The organism is Trinickia violacea, assembly GCF_005280735.1.
GTDB classification, from domain to species: Bacteria; Pseudomonadota; Gammaproteobacteria; order Burkholderiales; family Burkholderiaceae; genus Trinickia_A; species Trinickia_A violacea.
Map to the genome: position 1 here is coordinate 2,817,983 of NZ_CP040077.1, position 23,751 is coordinate 2,841,733.

21 protein-coding genes are annotated in these 23,751 nt (G+C 64.5%); 7 read left to right on the top strand and 14 right to left on the bottom strand.

Annotated features, from left to right (window positions below; all coding sequences use genetic code 11):
* Positions 1-10 precede the first annotated feature (10 nt).
* The 7 genes from infB to FAZ95_RS12775 all read right to left on the bottom strand — a co-directional run bounded on the left by infB (position 11) and on the right by FAZ95_RS12775 (position 10,698).
* Positions 11-2,917: a translation initiation factor IF-2 gene (gene infB, locus FAZ95_RS12745; protein WP_137332795.1), complete on the bottom strand. Its 2,907-nt coding sequence runs from the start codon at positions 2,915-2,917 to the stop codon at positions 11-13.
* Positions 2,918-3,048: 131 nt separating this feature from the next.
* Positions 3,049-4,524, bottom strand: coding sequence for a transcription termination factor NusA (nusA, locus tag FAZ95_RS12750; protein WP_137332796.1), 1,476 nt, complete (start codon positions 4,522-4,524; stop codon positions 3,049-3,051).
* Positions 4,521-4,979, bottom strand: a complete 459-nt coding sequence (gene rimP, locus FAZ95_RS12755) for a ribosome maturation factor RimP (RefSeq protein WP_137332797.1) — start codon at positions 4,977-4,979, stop codon at positions 4,521-4,523. The genes nusA and rimP overlap by 4 nt, the downstream gene beginning before the upstream one ends.
* A gap of 410 nt (positions 4,980-5,389) precedes the next feature.
* Positions 5,390-7,153 carry a 23S rRNA pseudouridine(2605) synthase RluB gene (gene rluB, locus FAZ95_RS12760; protein ID WP_137332798.1) on the bottom strand — a complete coding sequence of 588 codons (1,764 nt, stop codon included), beginning with the start codon at positions 7,151-7,153 and terminating at the stop codon, positions 5,390-5,392.
* Between the two features lie 60 nt (positions 7,154-7,213).
* The gene (gene scpB, locus FAZ95_RS12765) at positions 7,214-8,233 is read right to left on the bottom strand and encodes an SMC-Scp complex subunit ScpB (protein WP_137332799.1); all 1,020 of its coding nucleotides are present in this window, start codon (positions 8,231-8,233) and stop codon (positions 7,214-7,216) included.
* A 239-nt stretch (positions 8,234-8,472) separates the two neighbouring features.
* A complete protein-coding gene (locus FAZ95_RS12770; RefSeq protein ID WP_137332800.1) occupies positions 8,473-9,690 on the bottom strand; it encodes a pyridoxal phosphate-dependent aminotransferase in 1,218 nt (405 codons plus the stop codon).
* A 105-nt stretch (positions 9,691-9,795) separates the two neighbouring features.
* A complete protein-coding gene (locus FAZ95_RS12775; protein ID WP_137332801.1) occupies positions 9,796-10,698 on the bottom strand; it encodes a LysR family transcriptional regulator in 903 nt (300 codons plus the stop codon).
* Between the two features lie 403 nt (positions 10,699-11,101).
* Between FAZ95_RS12775 and FAZ95_RS12780 the strand changes: the two genes are divergently transcribed.
* Positions 11,102-11,503: a transposase gene (locus FAZ95_RS12780; RefSeq protein ID WP_136898231.1), complete on the top strand. Its 402-nt coding sequence runs from the start codon at positions 11,102-11,104 to the stop codon at positions 11,501-11,503.
* A gap of 904 nt (positions 11,504-12,407) precedes the next feature.
* On the opposite strand, the gene FAZ95_RS12790 is transcribed toward FAZ95_RS12780, so the two are convergent.
* Positions 12,408-12,725 carry a hypothetical protein gene (locus tag FAZ95_RS12790; RefSeq protein WP_137332803.1) on the bottom strand — a complete coding sequence of 106 codons (318 nt, stop codon included), beginning with the start codon at positions 12,723-12,725 and terminating at the stop codon, positions 12,408-12,410.
* A gap of 266 nt (positions 12,726-12,991) precedes the next feature.
* Between FAZ95_RS12790 and FAZ95_RS12795 the strand changes: the two genes are divergently transcribed.
* The 3 genes from FAZ95_RS12795 (at position 12,992) to FAZ95_RS12805 (ending at position 14,642) form a co-directional block, all read left to right on the top strand.
* Entirely contained in the window at positions 12,992-13,711 is a 720-nt protein-coding gene (locus FAZ95_RS12795) for a YdcF family protein (RefSeq protein WP_137332804.1), read from the top strand.
* Positions 13,712-14,013: 302 nt separating this feature from the next.
* The gene (locus tag FAZ95_RS12800; RefSeq protein WP_137332805.1) at positions 14,014-14,247 is read left to right on the top strand and encodes a hypothetical protein; all 234 of its coding nucleotides are present in this window, start codon (positions 14,014-14,016) and stop codon (positions 14,245-14,247) included.
* A gap of 137 nt (positions 14,248-14,384) precedes the next feature.
* A complete protein-coding gene (locus FAZ95_RS12805; RefSeq protein ID WP_137332806.1) occupies positions 14,385-14,642 on the top strand; it encodes a DNA-binding protein in 258 nt (85 codons plus the stop codon).
* 447 nt (positions 14,643-15,089) lie between these two features.
* Here the strand turns inward: FAZ95_RS12805 and bamC are convergent, their stop codons facing one another.
* Positions 15,090-16,328, bottom strand: coding sequence for an NlpB/DapX family lipoprotein (gene bamC, locus FAZ95_RS12810; RefSeq protein ID WP_137332807.1), 1,239 nt, complete (start codon positions 16,326-16,328; stop codon positions 15,090-15,092).
* A gap of 349 nt (positions 16,329-16,677) precedes the next feature.
* On the opposite strand from bamC, the gene FAZ95_RS12815 reads away from it, so the two are divergent.
* Positions 16,678-17,139 carry a DUF2844 domain-containing protein gene (locus FAZ95_RS12815; RefSeq protein WP_137332808.1) on the top strand — a complete coding sequence of 154 codons (462 nt, stop codon included), beginning with the start codon at positions 16,678-16,680 and terminating at the stop codon, positions 17,137-17,139.
* A gap of 11 nt (positions 17,140-17,150) precedes the next feature.
* Positions 17,151-18,416: a DUF3443 domain-containing protein gene (locus FAZ95_RS12820; protein WP_137332809.1), complete on the top strand. Its 1,266-nt coding sequence runs from the start codon at positions 17,151-17,153 to the stop codon at positions 18,414-18,416.
* Positions 18,417-18,420: 4 nt separating this feature from the next.
* On the opposite strand, the gene FAZ95_RS12825 is transcribed toward FAZ95_RS12820, so the two are convergent.
* A complete protein-coding gene (locus FAZ95_RS12825; protein ID WP_254699691.1) occupies positions 18,421-18,966 on the bottom strand; it encodes a TetR/AcrR family transcriptional regulator in 546 nt (181 codons plus the stop codon).
* 121 nt (positions 18,967-19,087) lie between these two features.
* Between FAZ95_RS12825 and FAZ95_RS12830 the strand changes: the two genes are divergently transcribed.
* On the top strand, positions 19,088-19,660 hold the full coding sequence (locus FAZ95_RS12830) for an isochorismatase family protein (RefSeq protein WP_137332811.1): 573 nt from the start codon (positions 19,088-19,090) through the stop codon (positions 19,658-19,660).
* A gap of 38 nt (positions 19,661-19,698) precedes the next feature.
* On the opposite strand, the gene FAZ95_RS12835 is transcribed toward FAZ95_RS12830, so the two are convergent.
* The 4 genes from FAZ95_RS12835 to FAZ95_RS12850 form a co-directional block, all read right to left on the bottom strand.
* Positions 19,699-19,935 (bottom strand): hypothetical protein, encoded by a 237-nt coding sequence (locus FAZ95_RS12835; RefSeq protein ID WP_137332812.1) that lies wholly within the window; start codon positions 19,933-19,935, stop codon positions 19,699-19,701.
* A gap of 134 nt (positions 19,936-20,069) precedes the next feature.
* Positions 20,070-20,570, bottom strand: coding sequence for a hypothetical protein (locus tag FAZ95_RS12840; RefSeq protein ID WP_137332813.1), 501 nt, complete (start codon positions 20,568-20,570; stop codon positions 20,070-20,072).
* A gap of 133 nt (positions 20,571-20,703) precedes the next feature.
* Positions 20,704-22,155: a dihydropyrimidinase gene (gene hydA, locus FAZ95_RS12845; protein WP_137332814.1), complete on the bottom strand. Its 1,452-nt coding sequence runs from the start codon at positions 22,153-22,155 to the stop codon at positions 20,704-20,706.
* Positions 22,156-22,216: 61 nt separating this feature from the next.
* Positions 22,217-23,728 carry an NCS1 family nucleobase:cation symporter-1 gene (locus FAZ95_RS12850; protein WP_137332815.1) on the bottom strand — a complete coding sequence of 504 codons (1,512 nt, stop codon included), beginning with the start codon at positions 23,726-23,728 and terminating at the stop codon, positions 22,217-22,219.
* Positions 23,729-23,751 lie beyond the last annotated feature (23 nt).

A 23,751-nucleotide genomic window follows, 5' to 3' on the forward strand; every position in this document is an offset into this window, starting at 1 on the left:
GCGCCGGTGGTTACAGCGTACGCGCGACTTCCGTGACTTCGAACACCTCGAACTGATCGCCTTCGACGATATCGTTGAAGTTCTTGATCGACATACCGCACTCGAAGCCCTGGCGCACTTCCTTGACGTCGTCCTTGAAGCGCTTGAGCGAATCGAGCTCGCCGGTATGGATCACGACGTTGTTGCGCAGCACGCGCACCGACGACGAACGCTTCACGACGCCGTCCGTCACCATACAGCCCGCCACGCTGCCGACCTTCGGCACCTTGAAGACTTGGCGCACCTCGACCATGCCGGTCACGACTTCGCGCTTCTCCGGCGCGAGCATGCCCGACATCGCTGCCTTCACCTCATCCACTGCGTCGTAGATGATGTTGTAGTAGCGGATATCGACGCCGTTCGCTTCCGCGAGCTTGCGGGCCTGCGCATCGGCACGCGTGTTGAAGCCGATGATGACCGCCTTCGAAGCCGTGGCCAGGTTGACGTCGTTTTCGCTGATCCCGCCGACCGCGCCATGCACGACCTGCACGCGCACTTCGTCCGTCGACAGCTTGAGCAGCGACTGCACCAGCGCTTCCTGCGAGCCCTGCACGTCGGCCTTGACGATGAGCGGCAAGGTCTGCACTTCGCCTTCGCCCATCTGCTCGAGCATGCTTTCGAGCTTCGCAGCCTGCTGCTTCGCGAGTTTGACGTCGCGGAACTTGCCTTGACGGAACAGCGCGATTTCGCGCGCCTTGCGCTCGTCCGGCAACACGATGACTTCTTCGCCCGCCGCCGGCACTTCCGACAGACCTTGAATTTCGACCGGAATCGACGGCCCTGCGGACTTCGTCGCCTTGCCGGTTTCGTCGAGCATCGCGCGGACGCGGCCGTAAGCGCTGCCGGCGAGCACGACGTCGCCGCGCGAAAGCGAGCCCGACTGCACGAGGATCGTCGCAACCGGACCCTTGCCCTTGTCGAGCTTCGCTTCGATCACGATACCCTTGGCCGGCGCTTCGACCGGTGCTTTCAGTTCCAGCACTTCGGCTTGCAGCAGGACGTTTTCGAGCAGATCGTCGATGCCCGAGCCCGTTTTCGCCGACACCGGCACGAACGGCGAATCGCCGCCGTACTCTTCCGGCACGACGCCCTCGGCGACGAGTTCCTGCTTCACGCGCTCGGGGTTCGCTTCCGGCTTATCGATCTTGTTGATCGCGACGACGATCGGCACGCCACCCGCCTTCGCGTGGGCGATCGCTTCCTTCGTCTGCGGCATCACGCCGTCGTCGGCTGCGACCACGAGAATCACGATATCGGTCGCCTTCGCACCGCGCGCACGCATGGCCGTGAACGCCTCGTGACCCGGCGTATCGAGGAACGTGATGACGCCGCGCGGCGTGTCGACGTGGTACGCGCCGATGTGCTGCGTAATGCCGCCCGCTTCGCCCGCGGCAACCTTCGCGCGGCGGATGTAGTCGAGCAGCGAGGTCTTGCCGTGGTCGACGTGGCCCATCACCGTGACGACAGGCGGACGCGGCAGTTGCTCAGCGTCGGTCGCTTCGCCTTCGACGAGCAGCGCTTCCGGATCGTCGAGCTTCGCCGCGACGGCATGGTGCCCCAGTTCCTCGACGACGATCATCGCCGTTTCCTGGTCGAGCACCTGGTTGATCGTGACCATTTGGCCGAGCTTCATCATCACCTTGATGACTTCCGAAGCCTTGACCGACATTTTGTGCGCCAGATCGGCGACCGTCACCGTTTCCGGCACGTGCACTTCGCGCACGATCGGCTCGGTCGGAGCCTGGAACGACGTCGCTTCCTGATGCTTGCCGCGTCCCTTCGGGCCGCCGCGCCAACCGCGATCGACGCCGCCGCTCGAGTCGCCGCGCGTCTTGATGCCGCGACGCTTCGCAGCGTCGTCCTGCCAGCCGCCCTTGCCCGCGCCCGGCTTCTTCTTGTCGCCAGCCGCCGGAGCCGACGATGGCGTGGCAGCCGGCGCGGCCGCCGGCGCAGCCTTCTTGGCCGGACGCGAGGCACCCTCACCTGCCGGACGCGCCGGCTTGTGCAGCGTGCCCTTGGCTTCCGCGGCCTTCGCAGCCGCCGGCGCTTCCGCAGCCTTGGCAACCGGTGCGGGCTCAGGCGCCTTGACCTGCGCCTTGCGCGGCGTGTTCATCATTTCGCGAATCGCACGCGCTTCGGCTTCGGCCGCCGCACGGCGCTTGCTGATTTCTTCCTGCTCGGCGCGCGCCGTTTCCGCTGCGACGCGAGCCGCGTCTTCAGCCTTCTTCGCCGCTTCGCGTTGTGCCGCGCGTTCCGCTGCCGCGCGCTCTTCGTCCACGGCAGCCGAGCGTTCCGCTGCGGCCTCGGCCTGTTCGCGCGCTGTCGCTTCGGCAACCGCCGCCGCGCGCTTCTTCGCGGCTTCTTCTTCCTGACGGCGACGCTCGGCTTCCGCCGCCTGCTCGCGGGCCTGGCGCTCGGACTCTTCTAGCGCGAGGCGTTCCTGACGCTCTTTCAGCTCCTGCGCCTGCTTCTCGAGCAGCTCGGCCTCGCGGCGCGCTTCTTCCTCGCGGCGCTGAAGGTCGGCCTCTTCGGCCTCGGCTGCATGATTCGATGCTTCCACGCCCTGTTCCGCGGTTTCGTCGCGCTTGACGAACACGCGCTTCTTGCGCACCTCGACTTGAATGGTGCGAGCCTTGCCCGTCGCGTCGGACTGCTTGATCTCCGACGTGTGCCGTTTGGTCAGCGTGATCTTGCGCTTGTCCGCGTCGGCCGAACCGTGCGACTTGCGCAAGTGGTCAAGCAGACGCGACTTGTCCGTCTCGGACAAGACATCGTCTTCGCTCGCTTTCTGTACGCCGGCCGCCTGGAGCTGCTCGAGCAGCACGCCAGCAGGCATTTTGAGTTCCGCGGCAAATTGGGCTACGTTGTTACTCGCCATTCATTCCTCTTAGTGCAAGGACCGATTCCTTGCGGTTAGCATCGGGTCATGCGGCCAGCGGGCCGCCATCAAATCAGTGCGCCATGGTCGTTTCTCTCAAGAAAAGAAAAGGCCGGGCCGTTCCAAGGTCTTCATTGGAACCAGTGTTCTCGTGCTTTCATGATCAGCGTCTTCGCGGCTTCCTCGTCCATTCCCGTCATCTCGACCAGCTCGTCGACCGCAAGCTCGGCAAGGTCGTCGCGTGTCTGAATCTGGTGCTCGGCCAGCTTGGCGAGCAAGTCGGCATCCATGCCATCCAGGCTCTTCAGATCAAGGGCGACATTTTCGACCTTTTCTTCGTTCGCGATCGCCATCGTGAGCAATGCATCGCGCGCGCGGTTGCGCAGTTCGTGAACGGTGTCTTCGTCGAACGCTTCGATTTCGAGCATCTCGTTGAGCGGCACGTAGGCGATCTCTTCGAGACTCGTAAAGCCTTCGTCGATCAGGATGTCGGCGACTTCTTCGTCGACGTCGAGACGCGCCATGAACAGGTCGCGCAGCTCGCCGCGCTCCTGATTCTGCTTCTGCGCGGACTCGTCCGGCGTCATGATGTTGATCTGCCAGCCGGTGAGTTCGCTGGCAAGACGCACGTTCTGGCCGCTGCGGCCAATCGCGACCGCCAGCTCGTTTTCGTCGACGACGACGTCCATCGAATGCTTTTCTTCATCGACGACGATCGACTGGACGGCTGCCGGCGCGAGCGCGCCGATGACGAACTGGGCGGGATCCTCCGACCATAGCACGATGTCGACGTTTTCGCCACCGAGCTCATTGCGCACAGCCTGCACGCGCGAGCCGCGGATGCCGACGCAAGTGCCGATCGGATCGATGCGCTTGTCATAGGCGATCACGCCGATCTTCGCGCGCACGCCAGGGTCGCGCGCCGCCGCCTTGATCTCGAGCAGGCCCTGCTCGATCTCGGGCACTTCCATTTCGAACAGCTTCATCAGGAACTCGGGCGCCGTGCGCGACAGCTCGATCTGCGGACCGCGTGCGGTGCGATCGACCTTCGCGATATAGGCGCGCACGCGGTCGCCCACGCGCAGGTTTTCCTTCGGAATCAGCTGGTCGCGGCGCAAAAGCGCTTCAACGCGGCCCGATTCGACGACGAAGTTGCCCTTGTCGAGACGCTTGACCGTGCCGGTCATGATCTTTTCGCCGCGCTCGAGGAAGTCGTTCAGGATCTGCTCGCGCTCGGCATCGCGCACCTTCTGCAGGATCACCTGCTTGGCGGCCTGCGCGCCGATGCGGCCGAATTCGATCGACGGCACCGGATCTTCGATGTAGTCGTCGATTTGCGCTTCCGGCTGCTGCTCGCGTGCTTCGAACAGGAGGATTTCCTGATCCGGCTCCTGCAGGCCCGCTTCGTCCGGCACGACGCGCCAGCGGCGATACGTTTCGTGCTCGCCGCTTTCCCGGTCGATATGGACCCGAATATCCACGTCTTCGTCGAAGAGCTTCTTGGTGGCCGAGGCGAGAGCCGCTTCGAGCGCAGCGAACACCACATCCTTATTGACGTTCTTTTCGCGTGCCAGCGCATCCACCAGCATCAACACTTCGCGACTCATTGTTTGCGGCTCCTAAAGTCAACGTGCGGGACGAGGCGCGCCTTATCGATATCCGCGAGCGTGAAATCGAGCATCGCGGCGCCTTCCTTCCCTTCAAATTCCAAACCAATCGCTTCGCCGTTCGGCGCATGCAGAATGCCCCGGTACGATTTACGCCCGTCCAATGGCTTCTTCAATGTAATGACGGCCTCGCTGCCCGCGAAGCGTTCGAAATCCGCGAGTTTCTTCAGCGGACGATCGAGTCCCGGCGACGATACTTCGAGCCGCTCGTAATCGATATTTTCGACTGTCAGAACGTGCTGGAGCTGACGCGTAACTTTTTCGCAGTCTTCAATCGCGATGCCGGACGGCTGGTCAATATAGACGCAGAGCATGCCGCGCCCGGTGCGTTCGAGATCGACCAGCTCGTAGCCCAGACCTACGACCGTGGTTTCTATCAGTTCCGTCAGTTGCACAGTGCCCTCTAAGGTGTACGCGCACAGCCCTCGCCCGTTTGCGTTTCACCTTCGGGCCGCGCGCCAAGCCGGCGCACGGAATTGGTGTGTGCCAACTCGAGATGCCGAACCGTACCAGCAAAAAAAAATGGGCTTCACGCCCATCTTCTTCTAACCGGTGGTCGCACCTGAGCTGCACGTTGATGCCACCCTACTGCTGCCAAGTCAGTGACAAACCGCAGTGACCAAGCCTAATGCCGCACGCCCAGCGACTTCGCGATTGTAGCATTTTTCGGTACGAACGCAAACCGCTTGACGCTGTCGAGCGCGCTTATCGCTTGATTTCGCAGCATGTTTCACTGGAAAAGCGCGCGTTCGTCCGGCCAACGCGCAGGCCGGGACAGCGCCCGGCTGCACGTCGACATTGCCGCTTACCGCCCGCGCGAACGGTTGCGCGCCGCCGGTCGCTGACCGCCGCGATTGCCGCCGCTACCGCCCGCGCCGCCCGTGTTTGCGCCGCCGCCCGCCCGGTTGCCGTTCGCGCCGCGGTTGCCGCCCTGCGCGCGATTGCCGTTGGCGTTGCCGCCCGATGCGCGCTTGCCCGGCCCGGTCGGCGCACGATTGCCGTCGACGTCGCGTCGGCCGCCGCCCGCGTTCTGCCCACGGCTACCGCCACTGCGATTGCCGTAACCGCCGGAACCCGCGCCGCCGCTACCGCTGCCACCGCCGAAGCCACCCTGCCCGCCGCCGAACCCGCCACCCGCGGCGCCGCGCCGGCCGCCGCCACGCTGGGGCTGGTCGAAGCGGCCATGAGCGGTCAGCACCGGCTCGCGGCTGATGAATCCCATCGACGTCTGCATCGGATCCGGCTGACGGCGTTCGGACGCCGCATTGCGCCCGCCCTTCTCTTCGGTCGGCGCCTTCAGCCCCACCGATGCCATCAGACTGCGCACCTGATTGTCCTCGAGCTCTTCCCAGCGGCCGCGCTTCAAGCCGCGCGGCAACAGGATCGGGCCATGACGCGTACGGATCAGACGGCTCACCATCAGGCCGACCGCCTCGAACATGCGCCGCACTTCACGATTGCGCCCTTCGGCAAGCGCAACGTGATACCAGTGATTCGTGCCCTCGCCGCCGCCGTCGCGAATGCGCAGGAAGTTCGCCGGGCCGTCTTCGAGCTCGACGCCGTGCAAGAGCTTCTGCCGCGAGCCTTCGGTCAGCTCGCCGACCACGCGCACCGCGTATTCGCGCTCCACGCTATAGCGCGGATGCATGAAGCGGTTCGCGAGATCGCCCGAAGTCGTCAGCATCAACAGGCCTTCGGTGTTGAAGTCGAGGCGGCCCACCGCCAGCCACTTGGCCGTCTTCATCGGCGGAAGCTTGTCGAACACCGACGGGCGCCCTTCCGGGTCCGCGTGGCTGACGATCTCACCCGTGGGTTTGTGGTACAGCAAGACGCGCGGCGGCTTTGTCTGCAGCTTGCGCTTGACCGGCTTGCCGTTGATGCGGACCTGGTCGGTCGGCATGATGCGCTGGCCGATGTGCGCCGGCTCGCCGTTCACCGACACGCGGCCGGCCACGATCAGCTCTTCCATCTCGCGGCGCGAGCCCATGCCCGCTTCGGCGAGCACCTTGTGCAGTTTCGGCGCGTCGTCGTCCGGAGATAGGATGCGCTTCGGCGCCTCCTGGCGGCCGCGGCGCAGCATCGGCGCGCGCACGCCGCCGGTGCTGCTATTGTCGGCATCGAAAGCCGGCGACGTCACGTAGGAGAACAGGTCGTCCTGGGCGGGGGCGCCCGCTTCGGCCGATGGAGCTTCGGTGCGCTTGCTCTGGCGGCCACCTTCGCGCTTGGCGCCGGCTTGCTTGCGGGGGCCCTTTGCGCCCGCTTCCTTGCGCGGCGCGCGCACCTGGGCGGCGACCTCGCCGTCCGGCGGAGCCTCGGTTACTGCGCCCGCGGGCTGAGCGGGCGCATTTTCCGCGCCCTTCGTTTTTGCCGCCGCGCGGCGGCGCGCGATCAGACTGCGCGGACCGCGTCGCAGACCGCGGCGCGGCCGTTCTTCGTCGCCCGCTTCCGAGCCAGGTGCAGCGCGCTCGGTCTCGCCGGACGACGCCTGGTGCTCTTGCGCGTCGTCGCGGCGCGCAGCCTCGACAGCATGCGCGGATTCGGACGAATCAGTGTCGTGGGTAGTAGTCAAAACAACCTCAAGTGTCAGGTCGCGCGCGCCCATTGCGGGCGCGGCTGGTGTTCGGTTACGTCAAGCGCTGCGCGACGCGGCTTCGTCGTCGGTGAATTCGCTTGCGTCCTGCGCGGCGTCACGCCGATCCTCCGGTTCGCCGGCCGCCGGATCGCCGTGCGTCACACGCGTCGGGTTCGGCTCGAAGGCGTGTTCCGTTTCGTGGAACGCGCTCGAGTCATGAGTCGGTCCTGCTAAATCGGCCGGGCCGCGATCGGCCGGGCCGCGATCGGCGATCGCTCGATTTGCATCGTCTGCCTGCAGCTCGACGCGCGCTGCGGCGCTCTCGGCTTGCAGTTCAACGTTTGCTTCTGCGTCGAGCGGTTCGCGCTCGACGGTGGTTTCGTCACGCTCGCCCGGTGCGGCGGCATTCGTTTCCGTCTCTGGCAAATCGTGCGCCGCTGGCTCGGCATCGCCGTGAGCGGCAGCAGCCGCATCGGTTTCACCCTCGACCTCCGCGGGCGCGCCTGCCTCGCCATCCGGAAACTCGATGGCGTGCTGCGCGAGCAGATTCCCTTCGATCGCAGCGGCCGGATCATCTAGCGCAGGCAACTCGTCGAGCGCCTTCAAACCGAGATCGTCGAGAAACTGCTTGGTCGTCGCGTAGAGCGCCGGACGGCCCGGCACATCGCGGTGCCCGATTACTTCGATCCAGTTGCGATCCTCGAGCTGCTTCACGACTTGCGTATTGACCGTGACGCCGCGAATTTCTTCGATATCGCCGCGCGTCACGGGCTGCCGGTATGCCACGATCGCGAGCGTCTCGAGCACCGCGCGCGAATATTTCGGCGGCTTCTCGGGATGCAGGCGATCCAGATAGGAACGCATCGCAGGCTTGCTTTGAAAGCGCCAGCCGGACGCCAGCCCGACAAGCTCGACGCCGCGCCCCGACCAATCCTGCTTCAGATCTTCGAGCAACGTGCGAACGGTATCTGCCGACACGGCGTCGGCAAAGAGCTTGCGCATGTCGCCGATTTTCAGCGGCTCCTGCGCGCAAATCAAAGCAGTCTCGAGGACGATCTTCGCCTCTTGGGTATTCATGCAGCTAGGCCAGACCCTGTGGTCACTGAACCGGATCAAACAGACGATATGGAACTGAAGACGCGCTCGCCCGATTTTGATCGGTCATATTGATGGGAGCACGGACCGGGGGGTGGCGAATCGTACCGCTATCAAGCCAAACCCAGCCGGACGGAGCAGCGAAATTCCGAGGAGGAACCGCGTGACTGAACGCCATCTTACGCAAAAATATCCGGTGCGTAAAGAACGGCGCCCGCGGTTCACCGCCGCGCGAGGAAGCGGCGCAGCCGCTCGACGCCGAGATCGAGCCGCGCCGGATCGCATGCATAGCACCAGCGCACGAAGCCCTCGCCCTCCGGCCCGAACGCGCTGCCGGGGGCCAATCCCAGGCCGGCCTCGCACACGAGCGACTTGCAAAGATCGAGACTGCGCTCCGCGCCCGGCAACGCGAAAAACAGGTACATCGCGCCGGGCGGCGTTTTCACGTCGACGCCCGGAATCTGCGCGAGCGCGCTCACCAGATGGTCGCGCGACTCACGCAGGCTCGCGGCCAGCTCCTGCGCGAAGCGCTCGCCCTCGCGCACGGCCACGACGCCCGCCTGCTGCACGAACGACGGCGCGCACGACGTGTTGTATTCGACGAGCTTGGACAGGTCGTCCATCAGCGCGCTGGGCGCCACGATCCAGCCAAGCCGCCAGCCGGTCATCAGCCACGCCTTCGAGAACGAATTGACGCAAATCACGCGCTCGTCGCGCGCGGCGAGATCGAGGAACGACGGCGCGCTGCGCGCTGCGCCGGCGTCATCGGCATGCGCGCCGCCATCGCCGTAGTAAAGCCGCTCGTACACGTCGTCCGCGACGATCCAGATGCCATGGCGGCGGCAGTGCTCGAGCACCGCCTGCTGCTCGTCGCGCGTCATGACCCAGCCGGTCGGATTGTTCGGCGAGTTCAGCATCAAAAGCCGCGTATCGGGCGTCAATGCCGCGAGCAGGCGTTCGAGGTCGAGCGTCCAGCCGAGCGGGCCATATTCGAGCGACACGGTTTGAACGCTCGCGCCGAGGATCTTCGGAATCTCGACGAGATTCGGCCACAGCGGCGTCACGGCGACCACGCGGTCACCCGCGCCGACGACCAATTGCGCGGCCAGCATCAAAGCATTCACGCCGGCGCTCGTGACCGCGACCTGATCCGGCGACGTCTGACCGTGCAGCGCGCTCACATAGCCGGCAAGCGCCTCGCGCAGCGGGGCGATGCCGAGGTTGTACGTATAGAACGTAGCGCCGGCCGCGAGCGCCTCGCTGGCCGCATCGCGGATGAACTTGGGCGTCACGCGATCCGATTCGCCGAACCAGAAAGGCAGCACGTCGGCCACGCCGAAACCGGCGTTCGCGACCTCGCGAATCTGAGAAGGGCGCAGCGCGCGCACGGCATCGCGCGCGTTGGGCGCGCCTTGGCGGAACGGGTCTGGTTCGCTCATGGGACGTTCGGGTACGGGGAACATGGATGGGAAAGGCGAAAGTGTAGCGCGTGCCGAACGAACGCAAGCGCTAGCCCACCGAACGTTCGATAGGCCAGGCGCGGCCTATCCGAGATCCTCGGCCCTCGCGGGAAGCTGGCGGATCAGGCCCCACACCGCCTCGGCAGCGGGCGAGAGCGAACGGTCGCGGCGACGCACGAGCTCGACCGTGCGCTCCGCGCGCGGCACGAGCGGCCGTGCGACGAGCGACGTATCGGCCGGCACCGGCAGCGCGAGCCAGGGCAGCACGCTCGCGCCGACTCCCGCCTCGACGAGCCCGAACACGGTCGCCGTGAGCCCAAGCTCCTGCACGATCTGCGCGCTCACCTGATGCTCGGCGAGCACGGCGTCGATCAGCGGCCGGCTGCCCGACGCGTGATCGAGCAACACGAGCCGCGCCCCTTCGAGCGCGCGCCAAGACACCTCGGTGCGCGCGGCAAGCGGATGATCGGCCCGGGCGACGAAGCAGAACGAATCGATCATCACCGGTTCGCTGATCAGATCCTCCGCGCCGTGCGGCCCGATAATGACCCCAAAATCGACCTCCCCCGACTTGACCTTGCGCACCACGTCGCTTTGCACGTCGTCGCGCAGGCCGAGCGTGACAAACGGAAACTGCTTGCCGCACGCCGCGATGATTTGCGGCATCACGCGACACGCGACCGTCGGGCTCGCCGCGACCACCACCCTGCCGCGCCGCTGCTCACCGATCTCGCGAATTTCACGCAGTGCCTCGTCGAGTTCCCTCAACAGACGCGACACGCTCGCAATCAGGTTCGTGCCGACATCGGTCAATTGCACTTCGCGCGTCGTGCGGTCGATCAGCTTGAGGCCAATTTCGCTCTCCAACTCCCGCACGCAGCGGCTCACGGCGGATTGCGTGAGCCCGATTTCATCGCCGGCGCGGCTGAAGCTCTCTTGACGCGCGACCTCGATAAACACGCGCAACTGCCGCAAGGTGACATTCATTTGTCCGCCTCATCAATATGCCCCGTCGATGCGATTCTATTGCCAACTCGCCGGATTGGAGCGTCGGCTGTCGTTTCTTGCGGCGCAACAATCGGGCGCAGACGCACGCCTGACGGGCCAAGTGCACAAGATTGGTGATAGCCCTTATTTTCTGGATGGTCGTTTTAGCGTCTTATACGCCCCTAGCTGACTTCCGTGTGGCCTTCTGCAAAGCGCCTTGGAGGCAGTCGCAAAGCAGATGGCACGCTTCGTGCATTGATGGGCGCACCGGCCGGCGCCGCCCGCGGTTCGATGACTGATCGACCGCCGCGGTCTGCCCCGGCCCCTGGCACCCGGTTGCGGGTGTGTCGAGAGTGCGCGGCGCGGGGCAGCGCACCGGAGTTAGCTTCGCTGAGGTGAGGACATGATGCTGTTCGACGATTTGAGAGATAACGAGTGGGCGCTGGTCGAGGCGTTGTTCTGCGCGGAGCCTGCACGCAGCGAGCGGCGCGGTCGCCCGCGTGTGGAAGCCCGAGCAGTCGTGAATGCGGTGCTTTGGGTATTGTCGACGGGTGAAGGCTGGTCGAAGCTGCCGGGCCGCTATCCGTCGCCGCCGACCTGCCGGCGCCGTTTCGACGAATGGCAAGCCGACGGAACGCTCGCGGAGATCGTGAAGCGTCTTAGCACGAGCGGCCGCCAGATTTCGCTGCGCGGACGCATCGGCGCGACCGCCGTGAAGACGCCGGCGCCGCCGAGCCGCGACCGCCTGCGCGGCGCATTCTGGACCAACCCGGAATCCTGGCGCGCGCCAGTCAAGATGGCTTAAATCGAATTGCAGCCGGGCGCCCATGGGCGCCCGGTTCGCGTCTGAAGGCAGCCGCGACGAGACACCGCGGCAATCTCGCCGAAGCGCGCTCCGACGCACCGGCACCCAACCTGCCTGCTACACCGTTACTCACGCAAGCCCCGCCGCCATCGTGCCGCCCCGCTGTGTGGGCAGCGCTCGTCAAACCATCAGCGTTTGGCGAAACATCTATTTACCATTATTTACAACGTGCTTTCGCTTACGCGCTTACTTTACGAGTATGCGAACGAGCCGCATTGGGCGGTTTGATAGCTTGCACGGGGCTGGAGTGGGCGCGGAAGTGCCTGCTTCGGCCGACCGCTGTGGGCCGGGAGTCAGTGCTGAAGCACTAACTCCGGGCAACCACAGCATGGGGCTGACCTAAGCGCTAAAGCGCTAAGGTCATCCGACACAGGAGCCACCATGAAATCAATGTCACTGCTACTGTGCGGTGTCGTGGTTTCGCTGGCGACTGTTGCCGCCCACGCGCAGCACGCTCCCCGTGACTGGAACCGTCAGTCGAACGGCGCACCGATTCAATCCCTGCCGCAAAACGACCCGCGCGGACCTCAAATCACTCCGACTGTGCCTCGCGGCGATTTGCGCGGCGACATCGCCAGTAACGCCCGCTCGCGCGCCGAACCCGCCCGAGGCGGCGAAAACCGCCGGCAACCGTGACGCGTTGCGAAAATAACGGGAACCACCCGGCATAGTCGAAGTCGGAGTAATTGCCATGAGCACAGCGTGGCAGCAGCAAATATCCGGTAGCCCGTATCCTCGCGATACGGGCTTTTTTTTCGGATGACGCGTGGACCGGCGTCAATGCGAGCTGCCCCGATAAAATCCGTTGCTCGCGCAACGACCTCAAGGGCAGACCGGGTTTGTGCTACGAGCGCGCTTCCAATGCGGCCGCGGCGAAAGCTTCGCCCAGTGCGTAGTCATGCGTGCGCTGCGATTCCCAACTCAGCGCCCGTTCGTCGCGCGCAAGACGCGCAAATTCAGCACGGCCTTTGTCGGTCAGAACAGCGATGTCGACCGGCGCATGGAAACCGGGTGCCGGAGCGACCGTGCGTTGGCGGACGATATCCATCAAGCCGAGATTGCGTAGATATTGGAAGACACTTGGGCGCTTGGCCCATGGAACCTGGCGATATTGCACTCGCCTGAGCGCCTCGAGTACCGCTTCGTTGGAATACGTGGTCATCTCGATTCTTTCTTAAAGTGCAGCCATGACACGGCTTCACACGGCGCAATGCCGCGCGGCCGATGATGCCCGGCTGCGTCGGACAAACCGGGGATCACGAGCCCGGCAAGTTCGGCGCGACCGCCATTCCAATGTACCACCTATAATTTCGAGCCCCCGTTCGAACGCCCGTGGAGCGCTCATTTCATGCCGCCGCGATACGTCTTAAATCGACGTGATGACAGCTCCATGAATTGCCTCGAAACTGATACGTTACCCCAAGTCAATTGATCTTATTCACTTTATTCGCGCTTTTTTTCGCGGTTTTTCTACTATGGCGCCGTGCGCGGCTTGTCGTCGCGATCGCGGGCATCGGGACATTTTGGCTCCTTGCGACGGGCTGGCTCGCGGCACCCCTGCTCGACTGGGCGCAACCTGACGTTCCGCGCGAGCGCCAGGCAATCTTCGCACCGCGCACCGCACTCATCGTGCTAGGCGACGGAACCGAGCACGACGATAACGGCAGCCTCGTTCCCAAGCGCGACGCCATGATTCGCATCGCCAAGGCGGCGGAGCTCTACGCCGAATGCAAACGTCGCGAGGCCGTTTGCACAGTCATCCTCAGCGGCGGCAATCCGCAGCGGCACGAAACCAGCGAGGCCGATAATTACGCTCCTTATTTGTTGCGTCTTCATGTCGCGAAAACTGACGTGTTGCTCGAAAACACCAGCCTCAACACCTATCAAAACGCGCGCAACGTTGCTCGCATACTACGCGGCGAACGTTACGATTCGTTGATGCTCGTGACATCGGCGTATCAGATGCCCCGTGCGTTGCTCGATTTCGCGCGGTTCGGGCTGTCGCCGCATCCGATCGTATCGAACGCGCGGCATATCCGGCGCGGCGTGCTGCCCCGCTACACCAATTTGGTCAACACCGAAGTCGCGCTGCACGAATTGATCGGGATTGCACAATTCCACGTCTATTGCGCGATCGGATGGTTCTGACACCAGCAGGCGTTGGCAATAGGCAAACATGCAGCACCGGCATTTGATTCGGAGTCCAAGTTTTTTCGACGCGGATTCTCGCCTGCATCAACCGCGCGGCAGTCGGGCCCGGAATCTGCTCGCCCTGCTTCCGAGGCACGTCCTTTCGAGCCTCGACGCACTTGTAACCAAATGTAACGATCCGTCACTTTTCTCATACACCCTCGGTTGAAGTGCCGATAGGTCGCTAGAATGCAGTGTCCAGCCGGACAGGCCATACATTTGCGTCCATTACCAATTAACCACCCTGCACGGAGGTATTCATGAAGAAAGTATCCCTGGCTATCTTGGTTTCTTTGTCGGCGTTGGCAGGTGCTGCGCATGCGCAGACCGATAACGGCATCACCGAAAGCACGGACCCGGCAAAGGCCGCGGATATCGAGCAGCGTGCTCAAGCCCTGCAGTCGCAGCAGGAAGCCATGCCCGCCCATCAAGAGATGAAGCAAAAGCCGATGCATCATCACAAGAAGCCGATGGCGAAGAAGGAAGGCGAGTAAGTTCGCACGCCCCAGGCAAGCAGCCGAAGCCGGTTATGCCGGCTTCGGCTTTTTTGTTTGCGGCCGCTTCGCGACGGTATGCTACAGTCGCGCACCGAATTTTCCCAACCCGTGCGCACCCCGGTGCGGAGGACAGAATGAGCAACATCCAGTTGGATATCGAATGGACCGAAGCCGCATCCCGCAAAATTGAAAAGCTGATGCCGCGCGGCTCGCAGGAGGCGTATCTCGCCTTGCCGCCGGTCGAGTGTTTGCCGATGGAAGGCGATGTGCTGTTTCTCGGACCGTCGGGCAAACAACAGCCGTTCATCGTCGCGGAACGGCAATATCACCACGAAGGCGATGCCGACTGGACCATCATTCTGATTCTGGACGTCCCGCAAGCCGCGCATTGAGCGCCGCCTGCAGCACGGTTCCAATACGCTAAGCCGCAAGCGGCGCCCTCGAAGCGAGGGCGCCGTTTTTGTTTGAACCGCCGCCCTACGAGGAAAGGCGACGGGGCCATCCGACCTGCGCGGAGCGCGGATCATCATCGGCCGGGCACGCGGTGAATGAACGGCTCATCGCGTGCCCCTCTCCCTGTTTTTGCCTTCCACTCAGACACAGCAGCTTGCGTGCCAAGCCAACACGCCTCGTTACGCCTTTGATTTTCATGACTTAATTTTTCGCTCGCGCGCGAAAGCACCATTTCCGCCGTGGCGTTACGCCGTAACGTCACGGTACGTCCCACCTTCCCACTGGCGACGGACCCACCCTTCGTTTCGGATCCGCGAATGAAAAAGCCCGCCTCGTTGCCGAGGCGGGCTTGCATCGAACGCTGGATTCAGCGCGCTAAAACAGGATCAGCGCAACTGGTCGATCACGAGCCCCATGATTTCCTTCGCTGGACGCGACGTATCGACCTCGCCCTTGGCGTCAATCACCGCCACGCGCGTCTGATTCGGCGTCACCGCACGAACGTTGAGCAGATATTGCTTCGCTTCCTTTTCCTTCCGGCCGTGGAAGACCTGGCTCCAGAAACCCTGCTCCTCCGAGGACTTGTCATTCGGGTCGACGTAACGAATGAAGTACAGCCCACGGTTGCGATCGCGATCGTCGACGGTGAAGTTGCTGCGGTCGAGCGCAATGCCGACACGCAGCCATGCGCGTTCATACGGCTCGTCGAGCGTGAGTTCCGTCGACGTATATTGACCGCTCGCCGCCGGCGAAGCGGCCGGCGCCGACGTCTTCGCGGCTTGCGCGACGTTTTGCGCGGCAATCGCCGCGACGCCCGTTTGCGCGCCCGCTGCCGCCGGCTTCGCGGCCACTTGCGGCGTCGCGTCGATCGTCGTGCCGCTGGCGGGCTGGTCCACCGACGCGACCGTCATGTCGCCGCTCGAGTTCGCCCGCGCGAGCGACGCCATCAGCCGCTTCAGGTACTCGGTTTCGAGCGCCGGATCATTCGGTTTGGCTTGCCATTGGGTCTGGTCGTTGTTGACGCCTGTCACCGCCTCGTGCAAGCCTTTCTGGCTGATGAACACGTAGGTGCCGCCGTTCGGCGCCGCTTCGAGACGCGTACGGTACTTGTTGCGCTCGGCCGCCACATACGAGTTGCCCATCGCCTTCGTCAAGGTATCGCGGATCAGACCTTCGTTGATCGACGCACGTGTTTCGTTCCAGTCGGTTTCCATCACGTGCTTGTCGCGCTGATCGACGACGAGCAGAAAGCCTTGCTCCTGCCAGAAGCGGCGCACTTGCGGCCAGACGTCGTCCGGCGACTTGTTGTCGACCACGAGCCAGCTTTCGGTGCCGTCGCGCTGGATATGCATGCCGGCGACCGGCGGAATCACGGTATCGGCCTTCGGCGCGGCCTGTTGCGTCTGTTCGAGGCTGGAAAGCGAAGTCGCGCCGCCCTGCGGAGGCAGCGAACGCTGATCGGACGTTTCCTCGAGCATATTGGGCGGAACGGCAAGCGACACTTGTTTCGACTTCGAATCGCTCTTGTAGTCGACCTTGGTAGGCGACGGCGAACTGCAACCGGCAACCAGGCCGCCAGCCAACAGCAGTGCTGCGAACCGCGAGGTAAAACGAAGATCAGTCATGTTCTAGGAATCCTTCGGCTACGCCACGGCGATATTTCCGTGGATCAACCGCGCATTTTACCGGTCCCGGGCGGGCCTGTGCAAAAAGCGGCTTACCCGGGCGGAGCGGGCAGTCGGTTGCCTGTTCGCGAGATTTAACACTCAGCAACCATTTTAGCCATCTCCTCCGTCACCGGAATGACCGATCACTGCCTTGCTGCGTAAGGCATTCAATCGATTCGCGCGCGATTTTTTCGAGACCGCTCTCCGCCCTCTCCAGGCTTAGGGGTCCTGCGAAACCCCGCCGATGCTATCGTCCAAAAGCAATTTTAAAAATCAGACGTATCGAGAAATTGAGGGAAACAGCCTGATGAGAAGCACCACGCCCGCTCGCGCCGCTTGGCTAGCCGCGCTTGCCTTGTCCATGACCTTTTGCACGAGTGCACACGCTCAATTGGGCGGCACGCGAGCCGCACTCGCCGGCATGCCCGCCGCCCGCGCGCTCACCCAATCCAATGGCGCCGAAGGCGCTTTGAGCATCACGACAACGGTCGACGACGGCGGCACGACGATCCGCGAATACGCCACGGCGAACGGCCGGATCGTCGCCTACACCTGGGACGGCCCGACGATGCCCGATCTGCACAAGCTGCTCGGCGCGCGCTTCGAATCGTTCCAATCAGGTGCCGCGACGTCGCTGAACCGGCACGCGGGGCGTGTCCAGCAAGGGGATTTCGTCGTTGAATCGGGCGGGCAAATGCGCAGCTACATCGGCCGGGCGTGGCTGCCCGGCGCATTGCCCGCCGGCGTCTCGATCGACGATCTGCGCTAGGGAGGCATGCGATGCTCACAAGAACGACACGCTGGTTCGCGCTCGGTCTCCTTGTCTGCGGCGCACTGGCGGGATGCGGCGGCGGCGGCAGTAGCGGCGGCGGGAGTGCCGCCTCCGCGGGGAGCGCGTCGCCGCCGAGCCAGAACACGGGGGGCGGCAACACGTCCAATCCGGCTGACACGACCGTCACGCCGTCGACCACGCCCAATGTGCAGCCGATCGTCGTCGCCTCGACGCCGAGCGGCACGCCCAACATGCTGATGACCAGCGTGACCGTGTGCGCGCCGAGCACGTCGCAATGCCAGACGATCGACAACATTCAGGTCGATACCGGATCGTACGGCCTGCGGATTCTCGCTTCCGCGCTGACCTCGAACCTCGCGCTGCCCGCCGTGCCGTCCGGCAGCGGCGCTCCTGCCGCCGAATGCGCGGTGTTCGGCAGCGGCTACACCTGGGGCGCGGTGCGCAGCGCCGATGTCCGGCTCGCGAGCGAGCTCGCCACCGCGATTCCGATCCAGGTGATCGCCGACGCGTCGGTGCCGACGGTCGCCTCCGATTGCGCGCAGACGGGCGCACCAATGCAGGACAGCACGAGCCTGCGCGCGAACGGCATCCTGGGCATCGGCCTCTTCGGCGCCGATTGCGGCAACGGCTGCGCGAACTCGGCGCTGCCGCGCTGGTACTACGCGTGTCCGGCAAACGGCGCGTGCGCCGCGAGCGCGCAGCCGCTTGCGCAGCAAGTCAGCAATCCGGTCAGCCAGTTCGCCACGGACAACAACGGCGTCATCATCGACTTGCCCGCCGTCGCCGACCTCGGCGCGGCCTCGGTCAGCGGCTCGATGATCTTCGGCATCGGCAGTCAGCACAACAATGCGCTCGGCAACGCGACGGTGCTCCAGCCGAACGCCGACACGATCTACGTGACGAGCACCGTGGACGGCGCAACGTTCCCGCAGAGCTTCTTCGATACCGGCTCGAACGGCCTCTTTTTTTCGAACGCGTCGCTGCCGCAATGCAGCGACTGGTATTGCCCCTCGACCGAACAGCGCTTCTCCGCCACGTTCAGCGGCACGAGCGGCGGTACGACGTCGGCGGCATTCTCGGTCGCGAACCAGATCACGCTGTTCGCAACCGGCAATGCGGCGCTCGGCAACCTCGCCGGACCGGCCGCGGGCGTCTTCGACTGGGGATTGCCATTCTTTTACGGACGGCGCATCTTCACCGCGATCGAAGGGCAGCCGACGCCCGCCGGGCTTGGACCGTACTACGCGTTCTAAGGCCTCAATCGAGGCGCGCGCTCAAGTAGGCCGTCACGACGGTCTTGAACTCGGCAACGAGCGCGCGCCGCTCGCGCGGTTTCGCATCGGCGTAAAGGGGGTTCAGGCCCTTGACCACTTGCAGCGTCACGTTGGCGATCCGCTTGGCCTCTTCGGCCGACAGCTCCGGCTTGCGCCGCTGAAACACCTTCGCGAATCGCTCGCGCAAGCGGTCGCGCGCGGCAGGGTCGCGCGAATAGCCGATCGGTGCGCTCAGCAACGGGATGTAGGCGGGCCGCGCCGTCATGAATTCGATCAGCAAATCGAAGATCCGCTCGACGAGCTCGGGCACGGCGAGCGCGTCGCCCTCCGTCTCGAGCGAGCTCCAGCTCGCGTCCATTTCATTGCCGTACTGGACGCGCAACGCGTAAGCGAGCGCCTCTTTGTTCCGGAAATACTGGTAGACCGCGCCGATCGACACCTCGGCGCGCTCGGCGACTTCCGTCATCGTGGCGGCGTCGTAGCCGCGCTCGGCGAACACCGACGCGGCGGCGTCGAGCAGAGACGCCACCCGGCGTTCTCCGTGCGCGCGCTGCGGCACGCGCCGTCTGGTTTGTGAGTTATCTGAGGCCATCCTCACATTTTAGGCGTACAATCCAATGTGAGGCTACCCTCAGATTATGGAGCATCACATGACCCCGATTTCGTTTGATCCGAAAACCACCGCCCTCGTTTTGATAGACCTGCAGCACAGCAACGTGGGACGCCCGCTCGCGCCCTATTCGGGTCCTCAAGTCGTCGAGCGCTGCGCCGCGCTCGCGGCGAAGCTGCGCCAGCTTGGCGGCACGATCGTCTATGTGCGCGTGAATGTGCATGAGTTGCTGCATGTGCCGGCCGATGCGCCCTTGCGTGCGCCGGACGCTCCGCTACCGCCGCCCAGCGCATCCGAACTCGTTGCCGAGGCGGGCTGCCAGCCGTCAGACGTCTTGGTCACCAAGCGTCAATGGGGCGCGTTCTATGGCACGGATCTCGAACAACAACTGCGCCGGCGCGGCATTCGGACCGTGATGCTGGGCGGGATCGCGACAAACTTCGGGGTGGAATCGACCGCGCGCACCGCGTTCGATCAGGGTTACGAGTTGGTATTCGTCGAAGATGCGATGACGAGCATGGCGGAAGACGCACACCGTTTCGTCACCCAGCATATCTTTCCGCGGATGGGGCGCGTGCGCTCGACGGCGGACGTGTTGGCCGCATTGGAGTAACGATTCGGCGCGCGCCGCCCACTCGAGCCAGCGGCGAATCAGTGCTTGCGGTCGCCATGCGACAGGATGCGTACGAGCGCGACCGACTTGGCCGCCTCCTCCGCTTCCTGCGCCGTGTCGAATACGCCGTTCGTTACGTGGACGGCGTGCCAGTCGGGCTCGTCGGTGGCGTCGCAGAAAATCCGGAACCGCGCGGCAAATCCGTGCGGCGCGGTGGGAATCACCTCGATGTCGACGGACGCGCCTTCGATTTGATGCCTTACGAATCCGTCCATATCCGCCTCCGTGTGTCACAGTCGCTGATCGAAAATCGTAGCACTATGGCGGCAAGACGGTGATGGGACGGTCCGGCGCCCCGGCGGCCCCTCTCGGGCCAGCGGACCAGGCAACGGCGGGCGCGACTGCGGATTTACTGGCTGTCGGAATCGGCCGGCGTCACCCAAGCAGAGGGGGCGAGCCAAGTGAACGACGCCAGTTCTTCACCCTTGAAGAGACATTCGGCAGCAGTCGGCGTTTTGACCTTCTTCGGTTTCGCCGATGCCACGGCGGCCGATGCCGCAGCGGTTGCCGACGCCGGCGCAGCGGCAGAAGCGGCCCCAGCCGTCGACGCGGCGCTCGAAGCCGACGCCACCGCAGCGGACGCTTCCGCCGCCGCCTCGTCAGGCGCCGACACCGCCAGCGCCGCCGAAGCCGCCGCCGGCGTGCTCTCGATGGTCCCCTCGACGACAACGCGCGATCCCTTGATCGCCACGCCCGCATGCGAGATGGAGAGCTTGCCGTCCGGGAATTTCTCGCTGGCCATGCTGCGCATTTGCTGTTCGCAGGCGCTGGGGTTCTTGTACAGCACGCAGCCCGCGATCAGGACGGGCGCGACGCTCAGGCACGCGAGCAGCGAAATCCGAATCTTCATTGAGGTTCCGTTTTTTAGGGCGGCGGTCATTGTAGCGTAGCTCTGCATGGGGCCGGAGTAAGTGCTGAAGCACTAACCCCGGTCGACAGCGACGGCCGCCCCAAGCATCGGAAATCGATGCGCGGGCTTCTGCTCAACGCGCGACCGGCTCCACCTCCTTGAGCCGATTGGCGACGCGCACCGCCTCGAAGTAGGCAGGGTTCGGCGGCCGCTTCAGGTAGCGCCCGGCGCCGCGCTGCGCGCGCAGATCGCCGTTCGCCCATGCCAAGTTGCCGCGCGAGATCGTATGCGTCGCGACGCCTTTGACCGTCATGCCTTCGAACACGTTGAAATCGACGTTCTGGTGATGCGTCTTCACCGAGATCGTCTTCGACGCCTCGGGGTCCCAGACGACCAAATCGGCGTCGGCACCCACGGCGACCGCGCCTTTCCTCGGATACAGGTTGAAGATCTGCGCGGCGTTCGTCGAGGTGACGCGCACGAACTCGTTCGGCGTCAGGCGCCCCGTGTTCACGCCGTTGTGCCAGAGCACCGACATGCGGTCTTCGACACCGCCGCAGCCGTTCGGAATCTTCGTGAAGTCCTCGCGGCCCATGGCTTTCTGCGAGGCGCAGAACACGCAGTGATCGGTGGCCGTCGTGTGCAAGTGGCCCGCTTGCAGCCCGTGCCATAGCGCGTCGCGATGCTGTTGCGTGCGAAACGGCGGGCTCATCACGTGGGCGGCGGCGCGCCCCCAGTCGGTATCGCGATACACCGATTCGTCGATCACGAGATGGCCCGCGAGCACTTCGCCGAACACGCGCTGGCCTTCGCTGCGCGCGCGAATGATCGCGTCGAGCGCGTCCTTGGCCGAGACGTGCACGATGTACACCGGCACGCCGAGCACCTGCGCGATGCGGATCGCGCGATTGGCGGCCTCGCCCTCCACTTCCGGCGGACGCGACAGCGGATGCGCCTCGGGACCCGTGAAGCCGCGCGCGAGCAGTTCCCGCTGCAGACGGAACACGAGCTCGCCGTTCTCGGCGTGCACGGTCGGCAGCGCGCCGAGTTCGAGCGAGCGCATGAAGCTGTTCACGAGCACTTCATCGTCGGCCATGATCGCGTTCTTGTAGGCCATGAAGTGCTTGAAGCTCGATACGCCGTGCTCGTGCACGAGCGTACCCATGTCGCGATGCACCGATTCGTCCCACCACGTGACGGCGACGTGAAAGCCATAGTCCGCCGCCGCTTTCTCAGCCCAGCCGCGCCATTCTTCGAATGCGCCCATCAACGGCTGCTTCGGGCTCGGAATCACGAAGTCGATGATGCTCGTCGTGCCGCCCGACAGCCCGGCCGCGGTGCCCGTGTAGAAGTCGTCGCTCGCTCGCGTGCCCATGAAGGGCAGCTCCATGTGAGTATGCGGATCGATGCCGCCCGGCATCACGTATTGCCCGCCGGCATCGATCACCGTCGCGCCCGCCGGCGCGTCGAGATCCGCGCCGATCTGCGCGATGGTGCCGCCCGATGCGCTGTCGTCACACAGCACATCGGCTCGATAGGTTTCGTTGGCGTCGATTACCGTGCCGCCGCGTATCAGGATTGCCATGCTGCTGTCTCCTTCAGTTGATTCTCGATCGGTTAGGGCCTGTTCGCGCTGATAACAGGCCCTACGCGCTCGCCACGCGCGGACTCGCGCGCTTGCCGAGCTTCATCCACACGCCGTAGACGAGCGCCGCGAGCACGAGGCCCACGAACCACGCATAGGTGTAGAGGCTCTTGAACGCGTCGGGCACGTTCGGAAACGCAGCCGGAAACGCGGTATTCAAAAAGCCCGGCAGATTCGGCAGCACGCCAATCAGGAGCGCGACGACCGCCGCGATATTCCAGCCGCCTGTGTACGCGTATTCGCCGTTCTCGTCGAACAGTTCCGCGTGATCGAGCTTCGTGCCGCGCACGAAGAAGTAATCGACCATCATGATCCCCGCCACCGGCCCAAGCAGCGCCGAGTAGCCGACGAGCCACGTGAAGATGTAGCCCTGCGTCGTCGCCAGGATCTTCCACGGCATCATCACGATCGCGATCGTCGCGGTGATGAGGCCACCCGTCTTGTACGAGATGCCCTTCGGCCACAGGCTCGAAAAGTCGTACGCGGGGCCGACGAGGTTCGCCGCCAAGTTGCAGCACATCGTGTCGAGCGTGAGGATGATGAGCGCGATGCCGACGCCGATGCCCGTCATGCGGCTCGTCAGGTCGATCGGGTCCCAGATCGCCTTGCCGAAGATCACGACCGTCGCCGATGTCACGACGACCGAAATCACCGACAGCAAGGCCATCGGCAGCGGCAAGCCGATCGCCTGCCCGACCATCTGATCGCGCTGCGTTTTCGCGAAGCGCGTGAAGTCGGGGATGTTGAGCGCGAGCGTTGCCCAGAAGCCGACCATCGCCGTCAAGCTCGGCCAAAACGTCGCCCAGAACTGGCCCGCCTTCTTGCCGCCTTCAACGAACTGCGACGGCGTCGCGAGCATCGAGCCCACGCCGCCTGCCTTCGACGTCGCCCACCACACGAGCACGACGCACATCACGACCTTGATCGGCGCGGACCAGCTTTCGAGCCAGCGGATCGAATCGGTGCCGTTGACGATGAAGTAGATCTGAATGCCCCAGAAGAACAGAAAACACGCGGCCTGTCCCGCCGAAATGCCGATGACCGCGAGCGGCGCGCCTTGCAGCGCGTTGCCGGTGAGGATGTTCAAGAGCGTATAGATCGCGCTGCCGCCGAGCCACGTCTGAATGCCATACCAGCCGCACGCGACGATCGCGCGCAACAGCGCAGGCAGCTTTGCCCCCTGCGTGCCGAACGACGAACGCACGAGCACCGCGTAGGGAATGCCGTGCTTCGCGCCCGCGTGGCCGATCAGGAGCATCGGCACGAGCACGATCGTGTTGCCGAGCAGCACGGTCAGCACCGCCTGCCACGGCGACATGCCCTGCTCGGTCAAGCCCGCGGCGAGCATGTACGACGCGATGTTCATCACCATGCCGACCCACAGCGCGGCGAAGTGATACCACTTCCAAGTGCGCTGGGCTTGGCCCGTCGGCGCCAGGTCGTCGTTGTACAGCGTGCTGCCCGATACGCCTGCCTGCATCAGCGTGTCGCTGGTTCCCGCGGATTGATTCATTGAAGGTTCTCCAATCGTTGCGA

Bases quoted from the DNA above. Each gene is read 5' to 3' on its own strand.
- infB (WP_137332795.1), bottom strand. From the start codon at position 2,917: ATGGCGAGTAACAACGTAGCCCAATTTGCCGCGGAACTCAAAATGCCT.
- FAZ95_RS12790 (WP_137332803.1), bottom strand. From the start codon at position 12,725: ATGACCACGTATTCCAACGAAGCGGTACTCGAGGCGCTCAGGCGAGTG.
- FAZ95_RS12835 (WP_137332812.1), bottom strand. From the start codon at position 19,935: ATGGACGGATTCGTAAGGCATCAAATCGAAGGCGCGTCCGTCGACATC.
- nusA (WP_137332796.1), bottom strand. From the start codon at position 4,524: ATGAGTCGCGAAGTGTTGATGCTGGTGGATGCGCTGGCACGCGAAAAG.
- FAZ95_RS12775 (WP_137332801.1), bottom strand. From the start codon at position 10,698: ATGAATGTCACCTTGCGGCAGTTGCGCGTGTTTATCGAGGTCGCGCGT.
- FAZ95_RS12840 (WP_137332813.1), bottom strand. From the start codon at position 20,570: ATGAAGATTCGGATTTCGCTGCTCGCGTGCCTGAGCGTCGCGCCCGTC.
- bamC (WP_137332807.1), bottom strand. From the start codon at position 16,328: ATGACTGATCTTCGTTTTACCTCGCGGTTCGCAGCACTGCTGTTGGCT.
- FAZ95_RS12780 (WP_136898231.1), top strand. From the start codon at position 11,102: ATGATGCTGTTCGACGATTTGAGAGATAACGAGTGGGCGCTGGTCGAG.
- FAZ95_RS12850 (WP_137332815.1), bottom strand. From the start codon at position 23,728: ATGAATCAATCCGCGGGAACCAGCGACACGCTGATGCAGGCAGGCGTA.
- FAZ95_RS12770 (WP_137332800.1), bottom strand. From the start codon at position 9,690: ATGAGCGAACCAGACCCGTTCCGCCAAGGCGCGCCCAACGCGCGCGAT.
- hydA (WP_137332814.1), bottom strand. From the start codon at position 22,155: ATGGCAATCCTGATACGCGGCGGCACGGTAATCGACGCCAACGAAACC.
- scpB (WP_137332799.1), bottom strand. From the start codon at position 8,233: ATGAATACCCAAGAGGCGAAGATCGTCCTCGAGACTGCTTTGATTTGC.
- FAZ95_RS12805 (WP_137332806.1), top strand. From the start codon at position 14,385: ATGAGCAACATCCAGTTGGATATCGAATGGACCGAAGCCGCATCCCGC.
- FAZ95_RS12830 (WP_137332811.1), top strand. From the start codon at position 19,088: ATGACCCCGATTTCGTTTGATCCGAAAACCACCGCCCTCGTTTTGATA.
- FAZ95_RS12820 (WP_137332809.1), top strand. From the start codon at position 17,151: ATGCTCACAAGAACGACACGCTGGTTCGCGCTCGGTCTCCTTGTCTGC.
- FAZ95_RS12800 (WP_137332805.1), top strand. From the start codon at position 14,014: ATGAAGAAAGTATCCCTGGCTATCTTGGTTTCTTTGTCGGCGTTGGCA.
- FAZ95_RS12815 (WP_137332808.1), top strand. From the start codon at position 16,678: ATGAGAAGCACCACGCCCGCTCGCGCCGCTTGGCTAGCCGCGCTTGCC.